Source organism: Goodfellowiella coeruleoviolacea, assembly GCF_024171785.1.
Lineage (GTDB): Bacteria > Actinomycetota > Actinomycetes > Mycobacteriales > Pseudonocardiaceae > Goodfellowiella > Goodfellowiella coeruleoviolacea.
The window spans coordinates 230,580-248,063 of sequence record NZ_JAMTCK010000001.1; the positions used below are offsets into that span (position 1 = coordinate 230,580).

Here is a 17,484-nt window from a genome sequence, read left to right on the forward strand (position 1 = left end):
GAACCTACGGCAGCCGCGATGCCAGCGGCGACGCCGGCACGACCGGCACCCCCTTGGTCGCCGCGGTGGCCACGGCGGCGTTGCCGGTCTGGCTCTGGCCGGCCAGCAGCGCGCGTTCCACAGTGGACACTTCTGGTTTCGCGTGCAGGGCCTGGGCGGCTGCCGCGTTGCTCACCGCTGGGGCGACGCTGGTCGCCAGTGGGGCGGTGCGGCCCTGGTGCACGCTGGCGGCGGTGGTGGACTCCTTGGCGGCGGCCGGTGACGCCGGTGCCAGGACTCGGGTGAGCGACAGGGGCATCTCAGCGGGCAGCATCAGGGTCACCCCGGGGTCGGCTCGTCGGCGAGCAGGTGGGCGTGGGGGCCGAGTTCGGACGGGCGCAGCAGCCGGGCTTCCCGCTGGAACTGGCGGGCCACGCCACGAACGACGTGGCGCATGCCAATCACTGTACTGCCGGCGTCGGCCGCGGCAAGGGCGGCGGTGCGGGCGGCCGCGGTGATGCCCGCACCGGTCATGTCCAGGCGGCACAACGCGTCCAGGTCCACGTCCGCGTCGAGCGGGGCTTCCTCGGGAAACGCCAGCCGCCACAGCCTGCGCCGTTCCGGCGCGCCGGGGCGGGGGAAGTGGACCACGAAGTGGAAGCGGCGGGTGAAGGCCGGGTCGATGTTGTCCTTGAGGTTGCTGGTCAGGATCACCAGGCCGTCGCTGGCCTCCAGGCGCTGCAACAGGTAGCCGACCTCCAGGTTGGCGTACCGGTCCGTGCCGTGCCGCACCTCGCCGCGCTTGCCGAACAGGGCGTCGGCCTCGTCGAACAGCAGCACCGCGTGGCTCTCCTCGGCCTGCCGGAACGCGGCCTCCATGTTCTTCTCGGTCTCCCCCACCCACTTGGAGACCACCTGGGCGAGGTCCACCTTCAGCAGCTCCAGGCCGAGCATGCCGGTGACGATCTCCGCGGACATGGTCTTGCCGGTGCCCGGTTCCCCGGTGAACAGCGCCTTCACCCCGCCGTGGGCCGAACGCCTGGCGAAACCCCAGGACTCGGCGATGCGGGGCCAGGCGCGGAACGCCGAGGCGATCTCCAGGATCTGGTGCAGCTGCGCGTCCTGCAGCACCAGGTCCTCGATGGCCCGCCGGGGCAGGATCGACTGGACGGCGCTGCCGTTGCGGTGCCGGGTCACCGTGGCGATGGCGGGCTCCACGTGGGCGGCGACGGGCTCCGGTCGTCCGTTGCCGGCCACGCGCGCGCCAGCGGCGGCGACCGAGGCGACCGCGCGCAGTTCCCCGCCGCTCATCCGGTACCGGGCGGCGAGGTCCGCCAGGGCGGTGCCGTCCAGTTGGGGCAGGGCGGCCGACCACATGGCACGGCGGTCCCGGAATCCCGGCACCGGAACGGTGAGTTCGGCGTAGGCCCTGGCCGCGAGCAGGCTGGCCGGACGCCACGGCTTGACGCCGGTCAGGCACACCGGCACCCGGGACCGGGCCAGCAGCCCGGACAGGATCTCGGCCACCGACCGGCGCGGCTCGTCGTGCAGGTCGTCGGTGGGAACCCACAGCACCGCGTCCAGGGCGGCGGCCACCCGCAGGTCGTCCTCGACGCCAGCGGTCAGCACGCGCGGGGGTCTGCCCGCCGCGGCGGCCAGCGCGTGCACGACGTCGAGTTGGCTGTCCGCGGGGCAGCCCCACAGCCCGAGCAGGTCGATCTCGCCCGCGCCCAGTGCCCGGCCGAGCCGGGCGAGCCGGTCGGCGGCCAGGCCGGGCGGAACCACCTGCGGCTGTGGTTGGCGCACCTCGCCGGGGTCGTGGCCGAGCAGCCCGACATCCCCGCCCCAGCCCAGCAGGAAGTCGAACACCCCCGGACCGAGGACGAGTTCCTGGGCGAGTTCGACCGGGGCCGCACCGCAGGCGCGCAGCAGGCCGAAGCGGCGCAGCGGCCCGGTCGGGCCGAGGGCGCGGCGCCGGGCCAGTCGCGCGGCCGGGGTGTCCGCGCCCACCGTGACCAGCAGCTCCACCGAGGGCAGGCGCCGGTTCAGGTTGTCGACGATGTAGGCGTAGATCCGCTCGTAGCCCGGGTCCAGTTCGGGTGCGGCGACCAGCAGCAGCGCGTCCTGCTCCACCCGGGTCAGGCCGAACCTGGTGGCGAGCGCGTCCAGTGGCAGGGTTACGCCGTGCGCGGCGGCCCGGCGCCGCAGGTCCCGTTCGGCCTCGGGTTCCGGCGGCGGCTGCGGGGCCGGCTCGGTCATGGCGCCGGCCGCGGCGTCCACCTGGTCGAGCAGCACGCCGACCTGTTCGTCGGTCACACAGTAGGGCGTGAGATCCGGGCGGGTGAGCAGGGCGGCGAGCCGCGCCTGGCGCTCGACCGCGAGGCGCAGCGCCCGGTGCACGGCGGCCAGCCGGATGCGCAGGTGCTGCACGGCGACGTCGCTCAACGCGCCTCACCCTCCCGAGAACGTCAGGCTTCGCCCGCCCAGCCACACCACGTCGCGCACGTCGGCGAGCAGGCCGGCACGCAGCAGGTCGGCGTGGCGGCGACCGAGGGGCATCCGCACCCGCACGGCGGCGCGCTCGAACCGCACCGTCGCCTCCAGATCGGCCAGCCGGGCCAGGGCCAGCACCGGATCCGGTGTCTCCCGGTCGTGCCACAGCGTCCAGGCGATCAGGCCGAGGCCCAGTCCCGCGGCCACGGTGAGGCTGCGCTCCAGGTCGTCGTCGGCCGCGAGCGGCACCGCCCGGCGCTCGACAACCAGGGCGCGGACCAGCTCACCCAGGCGCCCGGCGTGTCCGGGCAGCGACGCGGCCAGCCGGAGATCGGGCCGAGGGCCACTGGATGTCCACAGTGGAGTCGGCAGGGGCAGCCGGGTCACCGGGTCGCCGCGCAGCGGCCGGGCGTCGGTCACGAACCGCACGCCCGCCGCGGCGAGTTCGGCCAGGCAGCCCGACGGCAGCGGGCCCGCGCAGACCAGCACCGGCGGCCGTCCGCAGGCCCGCCAGTGCGGCAGCAGCCCGGGGACACCGGCGGACCAGGCGATCGGGAACACGCCCTGCGCGTCGACGAGCAGCAGCTGGTCGGCCACCCCGGTGACCAACAGCGGGTCGGCGGGGTCGTGCCCCCGGCACAGTGCGAGCGAGAGCACCCCGTCCAGCACGGGCAGTGCGGGTCGCACCTGACGGGCGAACCCGACCAGGGCGTCCTCGGGCACGGGTGCGTCGAGCCCGGCGAACGCGGCGGCAGCCGTGCTGTCGCGCTCGGTCCGGCGCCAGCCGCGCTCGGTCAGGCCCAGCACCTTGTACGCCAACGCCGTCGCGAACAGCGGCGCGGCGTCGGCGAGATCGAGACCGGCCAGGGCCGGGCCGATGGCGTCGAGGTAGCCGACCCGCGCCAGCGGACCGGCGATCAGGAACGGCAGCACCGACCAGACCCGCGTCTCACCCACCGCCGGAGCCGGCAGCGGGCCGGCGGCCGGGGCTGGCGCGGCGGGTGCCGGGGGCGGGGGGCCGCTGGCGGGCACGGCGGTGGCCCCGGTCGGTGCGGCTTCACCGCCGTCCGGTGTGGACTGCTGGCCGGCCGCGGGGTGGGTCGTGGCGTCGGCTGCGGGCGCGGTCGTGGCTGTCGACGCGAGCAGGGACCGCGCCAGGCGGACCACGGCCGCGGTGTCACCGTCCGGTGTGGACGGCTGCGGGCCGTGGTGGGTCTGGTCGGCGGTGGCCGTGGACCCGTGCCGGGGCTCGGCGCGGCGGCGGAGTTCCGCGGTCAGCCGGGTGAGCGGGGTGGACCAGTCCGCTGTGGACCGGGCCGCCGCCGGGTCGGTGCTGACCACGTCGAGCAGAGCGGCCAGGTAGACCCGCAGCGACTCCACCGGCAGCAGCGCCAGCACCGCGTCCAGTTCACCGCGCTCGGCGAGGTCGGTGAACAGGTCGGTGACCAGCGGCGGCGACCAGGCCGGCCGCGGCAGGAACGACTCCGCGAACGACACCGCGTCGCCGTCGGGCACGGCGGGCGCGGCCGCTGGCACGCCACCGGCCGGCGCCGGGTCGATGCGGATGTCCACGGGCGGGGCGCCGCTCCCGGACCACCGGCGGGTGTCCAGCCGAGCGGTCACCAGCACCGGGTCGGTGATCTCCACGTCCGGCCCGTCCTCGGTGACCTGGTCGGCGAACCGCTCGGTGAGCAGGTCCGGCAGCGCGGCCAGCACCTGGTCGACCAGTGCCGTCGGGTCGGGGCCCCAGCTCCACCCACCGCGGCGGACCACCGTCACGGTGCAGTCCCGCACCACGATGTCGGCGCTGGTCCGCCGGGTGGGGGTGGTCATGGCGCGGTCACCTCCTGCAGCCGGCCCGCGTACCCGGCCACCAGGACCAGTGCGCCGTGCTCGCCGGTGTCCAGGGCCACCGGGAGTTCCGCCTGGGCGCCACCGGCCGGCACCTCCCCGACCAGCACGTGCGCCTGCTGGCCGTCGCTGATCAGCGCGAGCACCGGGGTGAGCCGGGTGACCGACGCCGGCAGGGTGAGCACGAGCTTGCCGGCCGTGATCTCCAGCGTGGTGGACCACGGCGCCAGCTGCGCCAGTGCGGGCCTGGGCTTGCCGTCCTGGCCGGTGTCCACCCCGAAGGCCAGCGGCTCGGCGAAGACGGCCGGCTCGTCGTCGACGGCCGCGACCGCGAGTCGCCGGTCCGGCAGCGCGAGCACCGCGCTCCGGCCGCCGCTGAGCGAGACCCGCACCGGCAGCGCCTCGCCCACCAGCGACCCCACTTCGACGGGCGCGCCGGCGCCGGTCAGTGCCAGCGCGCCGACCACGTGCCCGGTGTCGGCCACGTACACCACGGAAAGCCCCATCGTCAGCCCCCGCCGTTCGTTGCCGCGACCGCGGCCAGGATGAGGAAGTCGACCGCGCCCGGCTGTTCCACGACCTTGCCCGGGGCTGCCACCGGGTCGAACAGGCGCACCCGGCAGCGCACCCGTCGCTCACCGTCCACTGTGGCCTCCACCGGGCTGTGCAGTGCCGTGGCCGAGTGGGTCAGCGGCGGTCGCGGGGTGAGCTGGACGTGCAGCACCACCCGGCCGTCGGCGACCTGCTGCGGGGTGACGCCGGCGGGCAGCGGCAGCAGCATGCCGTCGGTGGCCGTGCCGGTCTGGACGAGCACGCTGCCCCCGGAGGTCCGACCGGAGAAGCTGCCCGCGATGGTCAGGTTCCCGTTGGCGGCCACGGTCATCAGCGGGGCCACCGAGCCGCTGCCCTGGTACAGGCCGAACACCAGGCTCGGCGGGTCACCACCGGACAGCACCACCGCCGGCTGTCCTTCCTGGACGGTCGGACTGGTGCGCAGGGTCAGCGCGCCAGCCCGCGCCGCCACGGTGTCCGCGCGCACCCCGGCGTAGCGCAACCCCACCTCCCGGGCGGTGCTGGCCACGCCGGTGAAGTGCCCCTCGGTCCACCGCACGTACCCGAGCAGCACGAGCCAGCGGGTGGACGGGTCGGCCGGGGCCGCGCCGACCTCGGGTGGCTGCTGGTCGGCGACCAGCCGTTCGTCCCCGAGGCGGCCGAACAGGACCTGGTAGGACTCCTCCACCCGGGTGGACCCGGCGGTGGCGCCGCACGCCCCGGCGAACGCGCTCGACTGGGCCGCGTCCCGGTCGAGCGCGGTGAGGAACACCGGGTAGGGCTCGTCGGTCGGCTGGTCCGCCCCGTTGACCGAGGCGAAGTCGCTCTCCCGCAGCACGACCGGCTCGGCGACGACCACCTCGCGGCCGGTGCCGTCCACGGCCAGCCCCGCTGACACGCGCACCTCCACGTAGCGGGCGTTGGTCAGCGGGTCGGTCCGGGGCACGGTGACCAGCTCCAGTCCCTCGGCGATGCCCCACTCGTGCAGGTGGCGGGCGTGCCGCGCGGCCACGCCGCGCGCGTGCGCCACGGTGGCCGACAGGTCCGCGGCGGCCAGCACCTGGCCCTCGTGGAACGCGGGTCTCAGCGGGCCGGTCATGTCGACTCTCCCGAGGTCGGCTTGGCGGCTCGGCCGGACCGCCGCCGGGTCGATGACGTGGCCGAACCGGTGTCCGGCTCCCTCGACGTGCTCTCCAGGTCGGCCAGGCGCGCCCCGAGCCGCTCCGGCAGTTGCCCCGCGACCTCGCTGACCTGCTCCTGCGCGCTGCTCAGCTGGGCCCGCAGGCCGGTGACGGTGGCGGTCAGGTCGGCCACCTGGGCCCGCAGCACGGCCAGTTCGTGCAGGCTGTCGGTGACCTCGCTGGGCGCGGTGTACACCTGCTCGTGGATCGCCTTCGGGGGCGTCTCCCCCGGGGCTGGCGTGAGCAGCAGCGTCAGCATCTGGTCGAGGTCACCGGTGCGGGGCCAGTCGCCGAGCAGGTTCTCCGGGTAGGGCCGGGGCACCGGGCCGTCCTCGGGCAGGGTGGGCTTGTCGTGCCGGGGCACCGGCTGGCAGCACACCCGCTCGGCCAGCTCCCGCAGCCGGTACAGCTTGGGCAGCCACTCGCCGTACACCGATCCGCCCGGCAGCACCTGTTCCCTGGTCGCCGCGCAGACCCGCACCACGTCGCAGTCGGCCAGTTCCAGGCGGGCGAGCAGGACGTCGGTGTCGGCGCAGTCGGTGGCCGGCGGGGTCAGGGTCGCGCAGGCCGCGTCGGTGAGGAAGCGGCGCAGCGCCGTGGTGAGCGCGGCCGCGGCCTCGGCGAGCTGCCGCAGCTCCGCGACCGTGGTCGGCGGGCCGCCGTCCTCGGCCGGTGTCGGCAGCAGCGGCGGCACGGTGACCCGGGCGACCTCGGCGCGCAGCGCGCAGTCGGCCAGCCTGGTGGCCCGGTCGAGCCGGTCCAGCAGCCACTCCCGGACCAGGCTGAGGTCGGCGCGGAACTCGACCCCCAGCCCGTAGCTCAGCGGTGTGCCCTGCGCCAGCATCCGGACCTCCAGGGGCGCGTCCGGATCGGGCCGCTCCGGCGCGACCCGCAGCCCGGTCTCGGTGACCACCGCGCGGGCGATCGACCGGCGCACCGGGTCCGGCCACACCGATTCGGGGTCGGTGGCGGCGAGCCGCGCGCACGCCGCGCGCAGCACCCCGCGCGCGTCGGACACGCCGGCCAGGTCCGGGTAGTCCCTGGCGAGCTGGTCCTGGCCGGCCCGGTCGTAGCTGTCGTAGCGGGCGACCGCACTGGCCAGCGCGCGCACGTGCGCGGTCATCTCGCGGGCCACCGGATCGGCCGGCACGCCCTCGCCGCTGGTGCGCAGCCAGGCCAGGCTGGCCGCGTAGCGGGCGGCGTCGGCCGCGTCGAAGCGCACCGGCCGGTCGGCGGCGAGGGCCGCGGTGAACATGGCGTCCACGTAGTGGCCGAGGCGCTGGTCGCGCAGTCGGGTCTGCTCGGCCTTGGCCGGGTCGCCGATGCTGGCCAGCAGCTGGCTGCCCGGGTTGTGCCGGTGGTCGGTGACCTCGCCGCACCTGACCAGGAACCGGTAGCTCTCCCGCACCCGGGAGGGCACGCACCCGGGCGAGGGGCACGGCTCCTCGGTGGCGTAGGGCGCGACCGGCTCGGCCGCGACCTCCTCGTAGCGGACGAACAACCCGTAGTGGCGTGGGCCGTCCTCGGCGCAGCCGTGGCCGCAGTCCACGCCCAGTGAGCTGATCCGCAGTTCCCGCACGAGCGCGGCCACGTCGACCCGCTCCGCGCAGGACAGCACGATGTCGTTGCCGGCGCAGTCCAGCGCGTGGCCCGGCCGCACCAGCACGCTCCCGCCGCCGCACGGGTCGCAGGCGACCTCAAGGCCGCGGATGACCCCCGGCCCGGACAGCGACCGGTTGTGCAGCCGGTTCTTGTCCGTCAGGTAGGCGACCAGCAACCCGAGGTCGTCCTCGGTGAGCAGCTGGCCGGCGAAGAAGCGCGGCCGGACGAACGCGGCCGTCCTGGTCGCTGTCCCGCCGCAGCCGCAGCCGCAGTCCTGTGCCATGGTCAGCACTCCTTCACGAAGAACCAGCTCTCGAAGACGTCGCCGCTGGCACCGGTGCCCGACGTCCACGGCCCCACCCCGGACGGTGGCCGGCCGCAGCCGTGCGCGGCCGCGGTCTCCTCGCCGTCCTCGCAGTCGATGGTGGGAACCCGGCCACCGACGTTGGTGCCGTCGACCGGGCGGCAGCAGCGGTCGAGGATGAACGCGGCGCGCACGCTGACCAGCACCCGGTCGCCGTCCTGCAGCACCTCGCGGGTGGTCTGCCGGTACCGGAAGCCCCGGGTGTACTCGTCCTCGCCGTCCGGTTCGGTGAACTCGCCGCCCATGTACCAGGTGGACGCGTTGCGCCCGGCACCGCCCTCGATCACCTGGATCTCCACCACGCCGGGCCGCAGCGTGTCCACCCGGACGTCGTTGGAGAAGCGCACCACCAGCCCGCCGTCCTCGTCGTGCGTGCCCAGCAGGGCCTTGGCCTCGTCCACGCTGTAGGTGTGGCCGTGCCGCCAGTTCACGCCGGTGATCACGGTGGGCACGTGGCGGCCGAACGGCCGGCGCACGTTCAGGTGCACCTGCCTGGCCCGCACCGGCTGGTGCCAGTCCACGTCGTCGATCCTGGCCAGCCACAGCACCCGGTGCTCACCCCGCGAGCAGCAGGTGTCGCAGCGCCGGTCCTCGGGCGGCTCGCAGCCGGTCACCCGCACCGCGTAGCACTCCTCGGTGTAGCCGAACTCGCAGTCGGGGGTGTCGGCGCAGCCGTCGTTGTAGACCGCGCGGGTGGGTTCCACCGGCCGCTCGCGGTACTGGATGCCCACCCACACGGTGTCGGTGTCCCGCTCGTGCGGCGGCAGCGCCCGCCACAGGTCGACCACGCAGCCGTCCCGGACCACGACCTCGTTGCCGTCGCAGTCCACCCCGAGGCCCGGTGTGATCCGCACCCGGGCGCGGTGCCGCCCGTGCTCCGCGGCGTCCTGTTCGGACTCGGCACCGTCCTGTTCGGACCCGGTGAGATCCTGTTCGGATCCGGGGGCGTCCTGTTCGGACTCGCTGGCGCCGGGTTCGGACGCCGGCTCGATGGCCGCCGTCGGTTCCCCGGTGTCCCCCGGGTCGTCGCACGGGTGCGCCGGGCGCACCGGTTCCACCAGCAGGCCGCACACCACCCCGTAGCCGAGCAGGCCGCGCATGCGCAGCTTCAGCTTCTCCCGGAAGTAGTCCTGCTCGCGCTGGAAGTCCCTGGCGCTGAGCATCTGACCGTGGAAGTACCGCAGCCGCCGCAACGGCGGTGCGTCGAATCCCCTTGTCGTTTCCGCCTCTGTCTCCGGCATCTCCCTGTCCTCTCACGACATCCGCGTGTGCACGCCGACGGCGGAGACCACTCCGACGCCCACCCCGCGGCGCGCTCCCCTGGGTCCTGGCCGCAGCACCGCGTCCCGGTTCAGCCGCACCGGCCGGGCACCGCCCAGCACGGGTGGGCGCGGCGGGACGAAGGCGGTGTCCACGCCGACCGTGGACTGGGCGCCGACCACGAACCCCCGCCCGCCGAGCCGGACCGCGCCCACGGTGTGCGCCGGCGCCTGGCGTCCCACCAGCCGCCGCAGCGCGTCCTCGTCGGCCGAGCCGGCGGGCAGCAGCACCCGGAACCGGTGCGCGTGCGCGGTGAGCGGGTCGCTGTCCGGGTCGCCGAACGCGCGCAGCGGGGCCGCGCCCAGGGCCGAACCGCCGACCCGGAACCGGCTCGCCGACCGGCCGAACAGCCGCACCGCGCCCAGCCCCGGCCCGCTGCCCGCGCCGCTCGCGCGCACCTGCGCCCAGCGGCGGTCGGCGGCCAGTTCGTCGAGCACGGGCGTGGCCCCGAACACGATCCGCACGGCTTCCCGCAGCGCCCACGGGGTGCCTCGGCGGCGGTAGAGCGCGGGGGCCGCGGCCAGCAGCGCCCGCCTGGTGGGTGCGTCCCAGCCGGCCTCGAACGACAGCCCCAGCAGCCCGGCCAGCCAGGGCAGCACCCGGTCGGGCACGCCGGCCGGGTCCAGCAGCGCGGGGTAGCGCTCGATCACCCGGTCGAGTTCGGCCAGGGTGGCGTCGAACAGCGACAGGAACCGCTCGGTGAAGTCGTCGGCCGCCGGGTCCTGCCGGAACGCGGGCGGCAGCAGGTCCGCGCTGGTGGTGCGCGGGAAGTCCAGGCGGATCCGGCGGACGAGCGGCGTCGCGGTCCCGTCACCGGACAGCCGCAGGCGCAGCGTGAGGAACCGGCCGGGCGGCTGGTCGACGAGGAAGTCAGTGACGCCCGGCGGCGCGCTCTGCCAGTCGCTGTCCGCGTAGTGCTCGTCCTCGGACACCACCAGGTCCACGGCCACGGCCGTGCCCGGGGGAACGTCGGCGTCCACCCGCACCCGGTGCCAGCGGCAGCGGGAGACACCGCTGTCGATCAGGCGGGTGCGGTAGGAGCCGGCCGGCACGTGGCACACCGGCGCCGGCGGCGCCTCGGGTCGGGGCGCGCCCTGCCAGGTGTAGCAGGTGGTGACCGGGCCGTCCGCGCTGTTCTCCCGCAGACAGAACCCGTCCCCGTCCGCCTCGACCAGTGCGCTCGGCGGCACCGCCGCCGCGAGTTCGTCCACCGTGGCCGGTGCGAACGGGGTGCGCGGGCCACCGCGGTGCACGCGCAGCCGGCCGCCGTCGTCGGTGAGCAGCCAGACGCCGCCGGGTCCGGTGCGCAGCCCGATGATCTCGCCGGTCACCCCGGTGCGCAGCACGCCCCGGGGGCGGCCGGCCGAACTGAACCGCCACAGCCGGGTGCTGCCGGCGCGCGCCACCCACACCTCGTCGCCGCCGGCCAGCGCGGCCAGCCGGGCCCCCCGGCCGGGGATCACCCCGGCCAGCTGCTCGCCCTGCCGGCGCCACACCAGCACCCGGTCGGGGGCCACCACGGCGAGCCGGTGTCCCCGCGCGGCCACGGACAGCGGTGCGCGCGGCAGGTCGGGGTGGCAGTCCGGCGGCCACACCGGCAGCCACTGCCCGCACCCGTCCCGGCGCAGCAGGCTCGGTGCGTCGGGCAGCAGCAGGTACCAGGAGCAGGGCCGGCAGCCAGGGGCCAGCCGAGGGTCGGGAAACCACGGCAGCAGTTCGGCCCTGGTCGGCCCCTGCGGCCAGCCGCCGCAGGCGGCCAGCCGCAGCCCGTCCTCCTCGGCGAACCCCACCAGGTCGTGCACGGCCGACTCGTCCCAGCCGACGTGGGCGTCGAGCAGCCGGAAGGTCGCGGGGTGCGGGGCGCAGGTCACGGTCGGTCTCCTAGCGGGATCAGCAGCGGGCGCTCCGGCCAGACCAGCGCGTGCGGCGGGATCGCGCGGTCGGTGCAGGGCGGCAGCCGCAGTCCGTCCACGGTGAGGCAGAGCTGGGACACGGCCAGCACGCCGTCGACCGCCAGCAGTCGCCGCACCAGCGCGGTGTGCCGCAGCGCGCCCCCGAACGGCCAGCCGGCGCCGTTGTCGCCGCCGCGCACCGGGTCCAGGTAGGTGGTGAGCGCGTCACCGGCGGCGGCCAGCACGGCGGCCCGGTCCTGGTCCGCGTCGAGGGCGACCCACGCCTCCACGGCCACGCGCTGGTAGCGCGCGGGCGCGGCCACCACCGTGACCCCGGCGGGCGCGGCCTCGCGGCTGAGGAAGTCGGCGACCGCGCGCAGCGTCGCGGCGGTGGGCACCGGGGGCGCACCGGTCTCGTCGGCCGGCGGCACCACCAGCACGCCGACCACGCCGGGGATCGGCACACCGGCGTACTCCGGGTGCAGGCCGGGCACGCCGTGCGCGCGGGCCACGGACGCGCCGGGCGCGCGGGTGGCCAGCAGGCCGTAGTCGGCCGGTGCCACGGCCCGGCCTCGGGCCCGCAACTCGCCGACGCCCCGCCGGATCACCTCGGCGTCGGGTTCGGCGTCGGTGCCGCCGGAGGCGGGGAACGGGTTGGTGACGCCGGTGACGTGGGGCAGCGCGGTCACCACGCCGTTGACCGCGCCGGCCCGCACCGCGCCGGCGCTGCCGCCGCCCACCCGGTAGCGCAGCGCCCGCACGTTGCGGAACCCGGGTGGCACGGCCGCGCCGGTCACGCCGTCGCCGAAGGTGACCTCGCCGGTGGCGTGGTCCACCACGAACACCCGGTCGTCCGCGCCGTAGCCGGCCAGGCTGGCCACCTCGGTCCACCGCGACGCCGACCCCGCCGCCGTGCCGAACACGTCGCCGCCCGGGTCGTCGTCGACCTCGATGACCACCGAGCCGGCCAGGATCGGCGTCTGGCTCAGCCGCATCCGCTGCCGGCCGGTCGCGGTCGGGTCCTGCAGCGGTTGCAGCGGCTCGTCCCGGATCGTGTGGGCGGCCGTGGCCGCGACCATGTTCAGCCGCAACCCGGACAGCACCGGCGGCGTGCCGGTGGCCGCGCCTGGCCCGATCCGCAGCCGCAGCCAGCGCAGCGGCGCACCCGGCCGGGAGCCGGGCGGCTGGCCCGGCGCCCACGTGCTGGGCACCCGCAACTGGACCGTGCCGCTGGCGCGCAGCCCCGCGGTGGTGTCGCGCACCACGTCGGCGGGCACGAACCGGGCGCCGTCCAGCACGTCCCAGCGCAGCAGCGGCGCGGCCGGCACCGGCCGGGGCACCAGTCCGCCGGCGTCCACCGGCGCGGGCGGCACGGCGACCACCACGAACCCCAGGGACAGCACCGGGTAGGGGTTGGCCGGCGCGGCCAGCCCGATCCACAGCGCGTTGCCCGGTCGCGGGTCGCGGCCGAACGGGGCGAACGCGCGGCCCGGGCCGGCCGGCCCCAGCGGGATCAGCTCCAGCGACCCGGCCTGCGCCACGGCGAGCGCGCCGAGGCTGGCCGGGGTGGCGTACAGGTCGTGGTCGGTCTCGTAGCGCAGCTGTCCGCCCTGGCCCGATGCCGCGGCCTGGAAACCCGCGGGGATGAGCACGGACCTGCCGTCCGGCGGGTTGACCGTGAACTCCAGCAGCACCTGGGCCGCCCCGGCCGGCCGGCGCCGCACACCCGCGGTGTCCAGCTGTTCGGCCAGCACCTTCTCCGGCAGCCGGTTCACCCTGCCGAGCACGGGTTCGACCTGGGTGCCGAACAGCCGCACCAGCGCCACCCCGGCGTCCAGCCGGTCCGGGTTGGTCCAGTCCGGGGTGTAGCCGGGGATCCGGGCGCGCACCGCGGCCCGGACCGCCTCCCTGGTCGCCTCGACCAGTTCCGGTTGCACACCGGTCGGGCCGGGCCCCGCCACCAGCCGGCCCTCGGTCCGCGCGCCGCGCTCCCACCACACCTCGCCGCTCACAGCAACCCCTCCCCCGACTCGACCGGGGCGACGACCCGGGTGCGCACCCCGCGCAGCACGGGCAGCTCGCCCGGCCGCAGCGCCACGTCCTGGCAGTCCTGGTCGGCCTCGGCGCCGTCCAGGCCGACGGCCACGCCGGCCACCTCGGCCAGCTCGCCCAACGCGCGCTGGACCGCCCGCAGCAGCGCCGACGGCCGCAGCGGGCCGCCGAACGGCCAGCCCGTGCCGTCGTCCCCGCCCACCAGCGGGTCCAGGTAGCGCCGCAGCGCCGCGGTGAGCACCGTGGACACCCGGGCGCGGTCGGCGGGTGCCCCGGACAGGTCGACGCGCAACCGCACCGCGCGGTAGGCCGGGGCGCGCACGAACACCTCGGTGGTGAGCAGCCGCGCCTGGGCCAGGCGCGCGGCGACCGCGCACACCATGCCCGGGTCCGGCACCGGCGCGGCCACCACGTCGGCGCCGGCCGCGCCGTCCGCACCGGTGAGGCCGTCGCGCGGCACCAACGGGACGATGTGGACGGTCACCGCGCCGGGCACCGCCGCGCAGGGCAGCCCGGGGTGTTCGCCGAGCGCGGCGTGGGCGCGCGCCACGGCCACGCCCGGGGTGGTCCGGGCCAGGGTGACGAAGTCCGCCTCGGTGACCGCGCGGGTCACCTCGCCCAGTGCCGCCGCCGCGCGCTGCCTGGCCTGCGCCACGGTCTCCGGGTCCGCGCCGCCGGCGGCCTGCACGAGGTTGGCCGCCACCAGCGCGCCGCGCCGCAGCACCGCGTCCTGGGTGGGCACCCAGTTGCCGGTGGTGCCACCGTTGCCGGACCGGCCGCCGCCGATCACGTAGTCCACCCACACGTCGTCGGTGGGGTGCGGGATGCGCCCGGTGAGCCCGTCGCCGAAGACCACCGCGCCCTCGGCCCGGTCCACCAGGAAGATCCGGTCGGTCGACGCCCCGAACGTGAAGTCCGGTGCCGGTGTCCACTCCTGGCCGGCCAGGTGCACCTCGGCGGCCAGCAGCCGGTCCTCGGCGTCCGGCAGCACCAGGTGCTGGCCGGGCAGCCGCAGCCACGCCCGGACCTGCTCGACCAGTTCGGGCCCTGCGCGGCGGTGCTCGCGGTGGCGCGCGGCGGACACGTTCACCGCCACCTGCAGCAGCCGGGGCGGCGCCGAGAACGTCGCGGCCGAGGTGGCCACCAGCAGGCCGCGGTCCTGGGTGGTCCAGTCGGCGGGCGGGCGCAACCGGACCACCCCGGAGCGGCGCAGCCCGGCCGTGCCGTCCACCACCTCGGCGAAGGCGCGCGCGCCCGGCTCGCCCGGGCGGAACCACGACCAGGTCAGCGCGGCCGGCGCGGGCACGTCGTCGACCGCGTCCGGGGACCACGACGGCGGCGATGCGGCCGGCGCGTCCAGTTCGACCAGCAGCGACAGCCAGCCGGGCGCGGGCAGCGCCCCGGTGAGCGGCAGCGTGAACCGGGCCTCGGCCGCGCCGCCGGCACCGCCCAGCAGCGACACCCCGCGGCGCGCCCGCAGGTCGGCGGTGCGGTCCCGGTCGGTCCACACGGTCACCTCGCCGGCGGGGTCGACCGGGAACACGGCCACGTCCTCGTCGAGGGTGAAGGTGACCACGCCCAGCGGGTCCCGGGTCAGCACCGTGCCGGCGGGCACGACCGGAACCGGCGTGCCCGGCCAGTCCGCGGTCAGCCGCAGCACCGTGGCCGCGGCGCGGGCCGGCCGGGGCGGGTCCAGACCGAGCAGCCGCAGCACCGCCACCACCAGCGCGTCCGGCACCTGGTCCAGCCAGTACAGCCGCTGTTCCAGCAGGTAGGCGAACAGCTCCAGCAGGGTGACGCCGGGGTCGGCTGGCGCGTGCAGCGTCCAGCTCCCGCCCGACTCGGCCGGGATGCGGCGGCGGATCGCCGCGACCATGTCGGCCCAGCTCAAGTCGTCCAGCCGCGGTGCGGGCACGCTCACGGCGCACCCCCGGCCAGCCCGAGGTAGAACGGGAACACCAGGTTCGCCTTGGTGTTGCTGCGCCGGATCCGGTAGACGACCGACACGGTCACCCGGGACTCGTCACCCGGGTCGGCCTCGGCGCGCACCTCGTCCAGCGCCACCCTCGGCTCGTGCGCGCGCACCGCCTCGGCAACCGAGTTCTCCAGGTCGCGCAGGTGCTGCACGCTGCCAGGCGCGAACACCGACTCCTGCGCGCGGGTGCCGAAGTCCGGTCGCATCACCCGCTCGCCCACCCCGGTGAGCAGCAGCGCGCGCAGGCAGTGCTCGATGCTCTGCTCGCCCTCGGCGTAGCCGAGCCGACCGGCCTCGTCCGGCAGGATCGGGAAGCGCCAGCCGGTGCCGAGGAAGTCCTCGCTCACGCCGTCCTCGCCTTCTTGGCCAGCACGGCCGGCGTCAGCGGCGTCGCCGGCGGCCCGCTCGGCCCGCTCGGGGTGGGGTGGGTGTGCGTGTTGAACGCGGTGAGCAGCGCGTTGCCCAGCACCAGGGGCTCGGTCGCGCCACCGCCCAGGTCGATGCTGGCCGAGTCGATGGTCACCTTCGGTGCGGACAGGGTGATCTCCCCGGTGGCGGACACGGTCACGCTGCCGCCCGCCGCCGCGGTGATCCGGATCGCGCTGCCCGCGTCGTCCAGTTCGACCACGTGCCCGGCCGCCGACCGGATGCGCACCGCGGCCTGCGAGTCGGTGTCGTCGAGCAGCACCTCGTGGCCGTGCCTGGTGCGGATGAGCTTCTGGTCGCGTCCGCCGGTGCGCGCGGTCGCCGGCTTGTCCACGCCGTTGTACAGGCCGCCGAGCACGATCGGGAAGCGCATGTCCCCGTGCACGAACGCGACCAGCACCTCGTCGCCCTGCTCCGGCACGAACACCGAGCCGTAGCCGTTGCCCGCGTACAGCTGGCTGATCCGGCACCAGTCGGTGACCGTGCTGCCGTCGAACCACGGGAACCGCACCTTGACGCGGCCCTCGTCGTCGCCCTCGTTGTCCACCACGACGGCTTCCACCACGCCGTAGTAGCGCTTGTCGGTGCTGCGGGCGCGGGGCGCGGTCCTGGTCATCACTGGTCTCCCTGGTGGATGCGCCGTGCGGTGAACTGGGTGAAGAACCCGCTGGTGCTCAGCGAGTGCTCGACCCGCTTGACGAAGTAGGAGCCGGAGAAGCGCCGGCCGAGGCCGTAGATCTCCAGGTTGTCGCCGGGCCGCAGCTCGGGCAGGCCGGCCACGCGGCCGGTGGCGGTGATGAACTCGTAGGCCCGTTCCCGCAGCAGGCTGATCGCCAGTTCCCTGGCCTCCTGGTCGCTGGCCACCGGCGCGTCGACCAGGACCTCCTGGCGGCCCTGCAGCGTGCTCTCGGCGACCTGCGGCCCGCTCTGCCCGTCGGCCGCGTTCTGCCCGGCCGGCAGGTTCTCGGCGGTGGCGGTGAACGCGATCGGCTGCTTGGTGCGGGGGTCCCAGCCGCGCACGGTGAGCTTGCTGACCTGCTGGGACACGGTCAGCGTCGGGGTGAACTCGATCAGGTTGGGCACCAGGCCCTCGGGCTGCGCGGTGGGGCCGGTGCTCAGGCCGGGCGCGTAGGCCAGCCGGTACACCCGCACCGGGCGGCTGTCCCGGCCGTCGGTCGGTTTGACGAAGTACAGGGTGTCCTCGCCGGAGGCCGGGTCGGGCAGGATGTAGCAGTCGAAGTCCAGCCGCTTGGCCCGCTCCAGCAGGAACGTGGCGTCGTCCTGGTTCTTCTGCACCACCAGTTCGTGCGTCGGCCCCTCCCTGGTCACCTCGATGCGCAGGTGGTTGCGCTGCGCGATCTGCTCGGCGATCCGCCAGTCCGGCATGTCGCGGTAGGTCTTGACCTCGTTCTCGGCCGGTTTGCGGTCCTTGAGCCGCAGCAGCCCGTCCACCCCGCTCACCGCCACGGTCGGCGAGGCCGAGTCGGAGAACTTCGGGCTGAGCGTGCTGATCGTGCCGGTGGCCACGGTGAGCAGCCGGTCGGCGTAGCCCAGCCGCACCGACACCCGCCCGCCGAGCCGGAACCGCGCCGAGTCGCTGTGCTTGAATCGCAGGTTGGCGTCGTCCCAGTTGTTCAACGTGAGGTCGAAGCCGGACATCTCGTCGATGTCCCGGTTCACCTTGATGTCGATGATGTCGTTCTTGGTCGTCGGGTCCAGTTGCAGGCCCTCGATGTGCACCTCGAACTCGGGTGCGTACCGGTCCGGCGAGGCCACCTCCGGGGTGGGGCTGCTCAT

General features: G+C 75.9%; 13 protein-coding genes. All 13 read right to left on the reverse strand.

Going from position 1 to position 17,484, the window contains the following annotated elements:
* Positions 1 to 4 precede the first annotated feature (4 nt).
* From LX83_RS00825 to LX83_RS00885, 13 genes are read right to left on the reverse strand one after another with little or no spacing between them, the layout of a single operon-like run.
* Entirely contained in the window at positions 5 to 313 is a 309-nt protein-coding gene (locus tag LX83_RS00825) for a hypothetical protein (RefSeq protein WP_253765846.1), read from the reverse strand.
* A gap of 5 nt (positions 314 to 318) precedes the next feature.
* Complete coding sequence (locus LX83_RS00830; protein ID WP_253765847.1) at positions 319 to 2,424, reverse strand: ATP-binding protein; 2,106 nt, start codon at positions 2,422 to 2,424, stop codon at positions 319 to 321.
* A 6-nt stretch (positions 2,425 to 2,430) separates the two neighbouring features.
* Complete coding sequence (locus LX83_RS00835; RefSeq protein WP_253765849.1) at positions 2,431 to 4,305, reverse strand: hypothetical protein; 1,875 nt, start codon at positions 4,303 to 4,305, stop codon at positions 2,431 to 2,433.
* Complete coding sequence (locus tag LX83_RS00840; RefSeq protein ID WP_253765850.1) at positions 4,302 to 4,829, reverse strand: hypothetical protein; 528 nt, start codon at positions 4,827 to 4,829, stop codon at positions 4,302 to 4,304. Before LX83_RS00840 ends, LX83_RS00835 begins: the two co-directional genes overlap by 4 nt.
* Positions 4,830 to 4,831: 2 nt before the next feature.
* Complete coding sequence (locus tag LX83_RS00845; RefSeq protein WP_253765852.1) at positions 4,832 to 5,974, reverse strand: hypothetical protein; 1,143 nt, start codon at positions 5,972 to 5,974, stop codon at positions 4,832 to 4,834.
* The gene (locus tag LX83_RS00850; protein WP_253765853.1) at positions 5,971 to 7,941 is read right to left on the reverse strand and encodes a hypothetical protein; all 1,971 of its coding nucleotides are present in this window, start codon (positions 7,939 to 7,941) and stop codon (positions 5,971 to 5,973) included. Before LX83_RS00850 ends, LX83_RS00845 begins: the two co-directional genes overlap by 4 nt.
* 2 nt (positions 7,942 to 7,943) lie before the next feature.
* On the reverse strand, positions 7,944 to 9,263 hold the full coding sequence (locus LX83_RS00855) for a hypothetical protein (protein ID WP_253765855.1): 1,320 nt from the start codon (positions 9,261 to 9,263) through the stop codon (positions 7,944 to 7,946).
* Positions 9,264 to 9,275: 12 nt separating this feature from the next.
* Positions 9,276 to 11,213: a phage tail protein gene (locus LX83_RS00860; protein WP_253765857.1), complete on the reverse strand. Its 1,938-nt coding sequence runs from the start codon at positions 11,211 to 11,213 to the stop codon at positions 9,276 to 9,278.
* Positions 11,210 to 13,246: a putative baseplate assembly protein gene (locus LX83_RS00865; RefSeq protein WP_253765859.1), complete on the reverse strand. Its 2,037-nt coding sequence runs from the start codon at positions 13,244 to 13,246 to the stop codon at positions 11,210 to 11,212. The genes LX83_RS00860 and LX83_RS00865 overlap by 4 nt, the downstream gene beginning before the upstream one ends.
* The gene (locus LX83_RS00870; protein WP_253765861.1) at positions 13,243 to 15,207 is read right to left on the reverse strand and encodes a putative baseplate assembly protein; all 1,965 of its coding nucleotides are present in this window, start codon (positions 15,205 to 15,207) and stop codon (positions 13,243 to 13,245) included. The genes LX83_RS00865 and LX83_RS00870 overlap by 4 nt, the downstream gene beginning before the upstream one ends.
* Positions 15,204 to 15,608 carry a GPW/gp25 family protein gene (locus LX83_RS00875; protein ID WP_253765863.1) on the reverse strand — a complete coding sequence of 135 codons (405 nt, stop codon included), beginning with the start codon at positions 15,606 to 15,608 and terminating at the stop codon, positions 15,204 to 15,206. The genes LX83_RS00870 and LX83_RS00875 overlap by 4 nt, the downstream gene beginning before the upstream one ends.
* Complete coding sequence (locus LX83_RS00880) at positions 15,605 to 16,303, reverse strand: phage baseplate assembly protein V (protein ID WP_253765865.1); 699 nt, start codon at positions 16,301 to 16,303, stop codon at positions 15,605 to 15,607. Before LX83_RS00880 ends, LX83_RS00875 begins: the two co-directional genes overlap by 4 nt.
* Positions 16,303 to 17,484, reverse strand: a complete 1,182-nt coding sequence (locus LX83_RS00885) for a phage late control D family protein (protein WP_253765867.1) — start codon at positions 17,482 to 17,484, stop codon at positions 16,303 to 16,305. Before LX83_RS00885 ends, LX83_RS00880 begins: the two co-directional genes overlap by 1 nt.

What these genes read in the sequence shown, in the direction of transcription:
- LX83_RS00825 (WP_253765846.1), bottom strand. Translation starts at nt 313, where the DNA reads ATGCTGCCCGCTGAGATGCCCCTGTCGCTCACCCGAGTCCTGGCACCG.
- LX83_RS00835 (WP_253765849.1), bottom strand. Translation starts at nt 4,305, where the DNA reads ATGACCACCCCCACCCGGCGGACCAGCGCCGACATCGTGGTGCGGGAC.
- LX83_RS00840 (WP_253765850.1), bottom strand. Translation starts at nt 4,829, where the DNA reads ATGGGGCTTTCCGTGGTGTACGTGGCCGACACCGGGCACGTGGTCGGC.
- LX83_RS00845 (WP_253765852.1), bottom strand. Translation starts at nt 5,974, where the DNA reads ATGACCGGCCCGCTGAGACCCGCGTTCCACGAGGGCCAGGTGCTGGCC.
- LX83_RS00850 (WP_253765853.1), bottom strand. Translation starts at nt 7,941, where the DNA reads ATGGCACAGGACTGCGGCTGCGGCTGCGGCGGGACAGCGACCAGGACG.
- LX83_RS00855 (WP_253765855.1), bottom strand. Translation starts at nt 9,263, where the DNA reads ATGCCGGAGACAGAGGCGGAAACGACAAGGGGATTCGACGCACCGCCG.
- LX83_RS00880 (WP_253765865.1), bottom strand. Translation starts at nt 16,303, where the DNA reads ATGACCAGGACCGCGCCCCGCGCCCGCAGCACCGACAAGCGCTACTAC.
- LX83_RS00885 (WP_253765867.1), bottom strand. Translation starts at nt 17,484, where the DNA reads ATGAGCAGCCCCACCCCGGAGGTGGCCTCGCCGGACCGGTACGCACCC.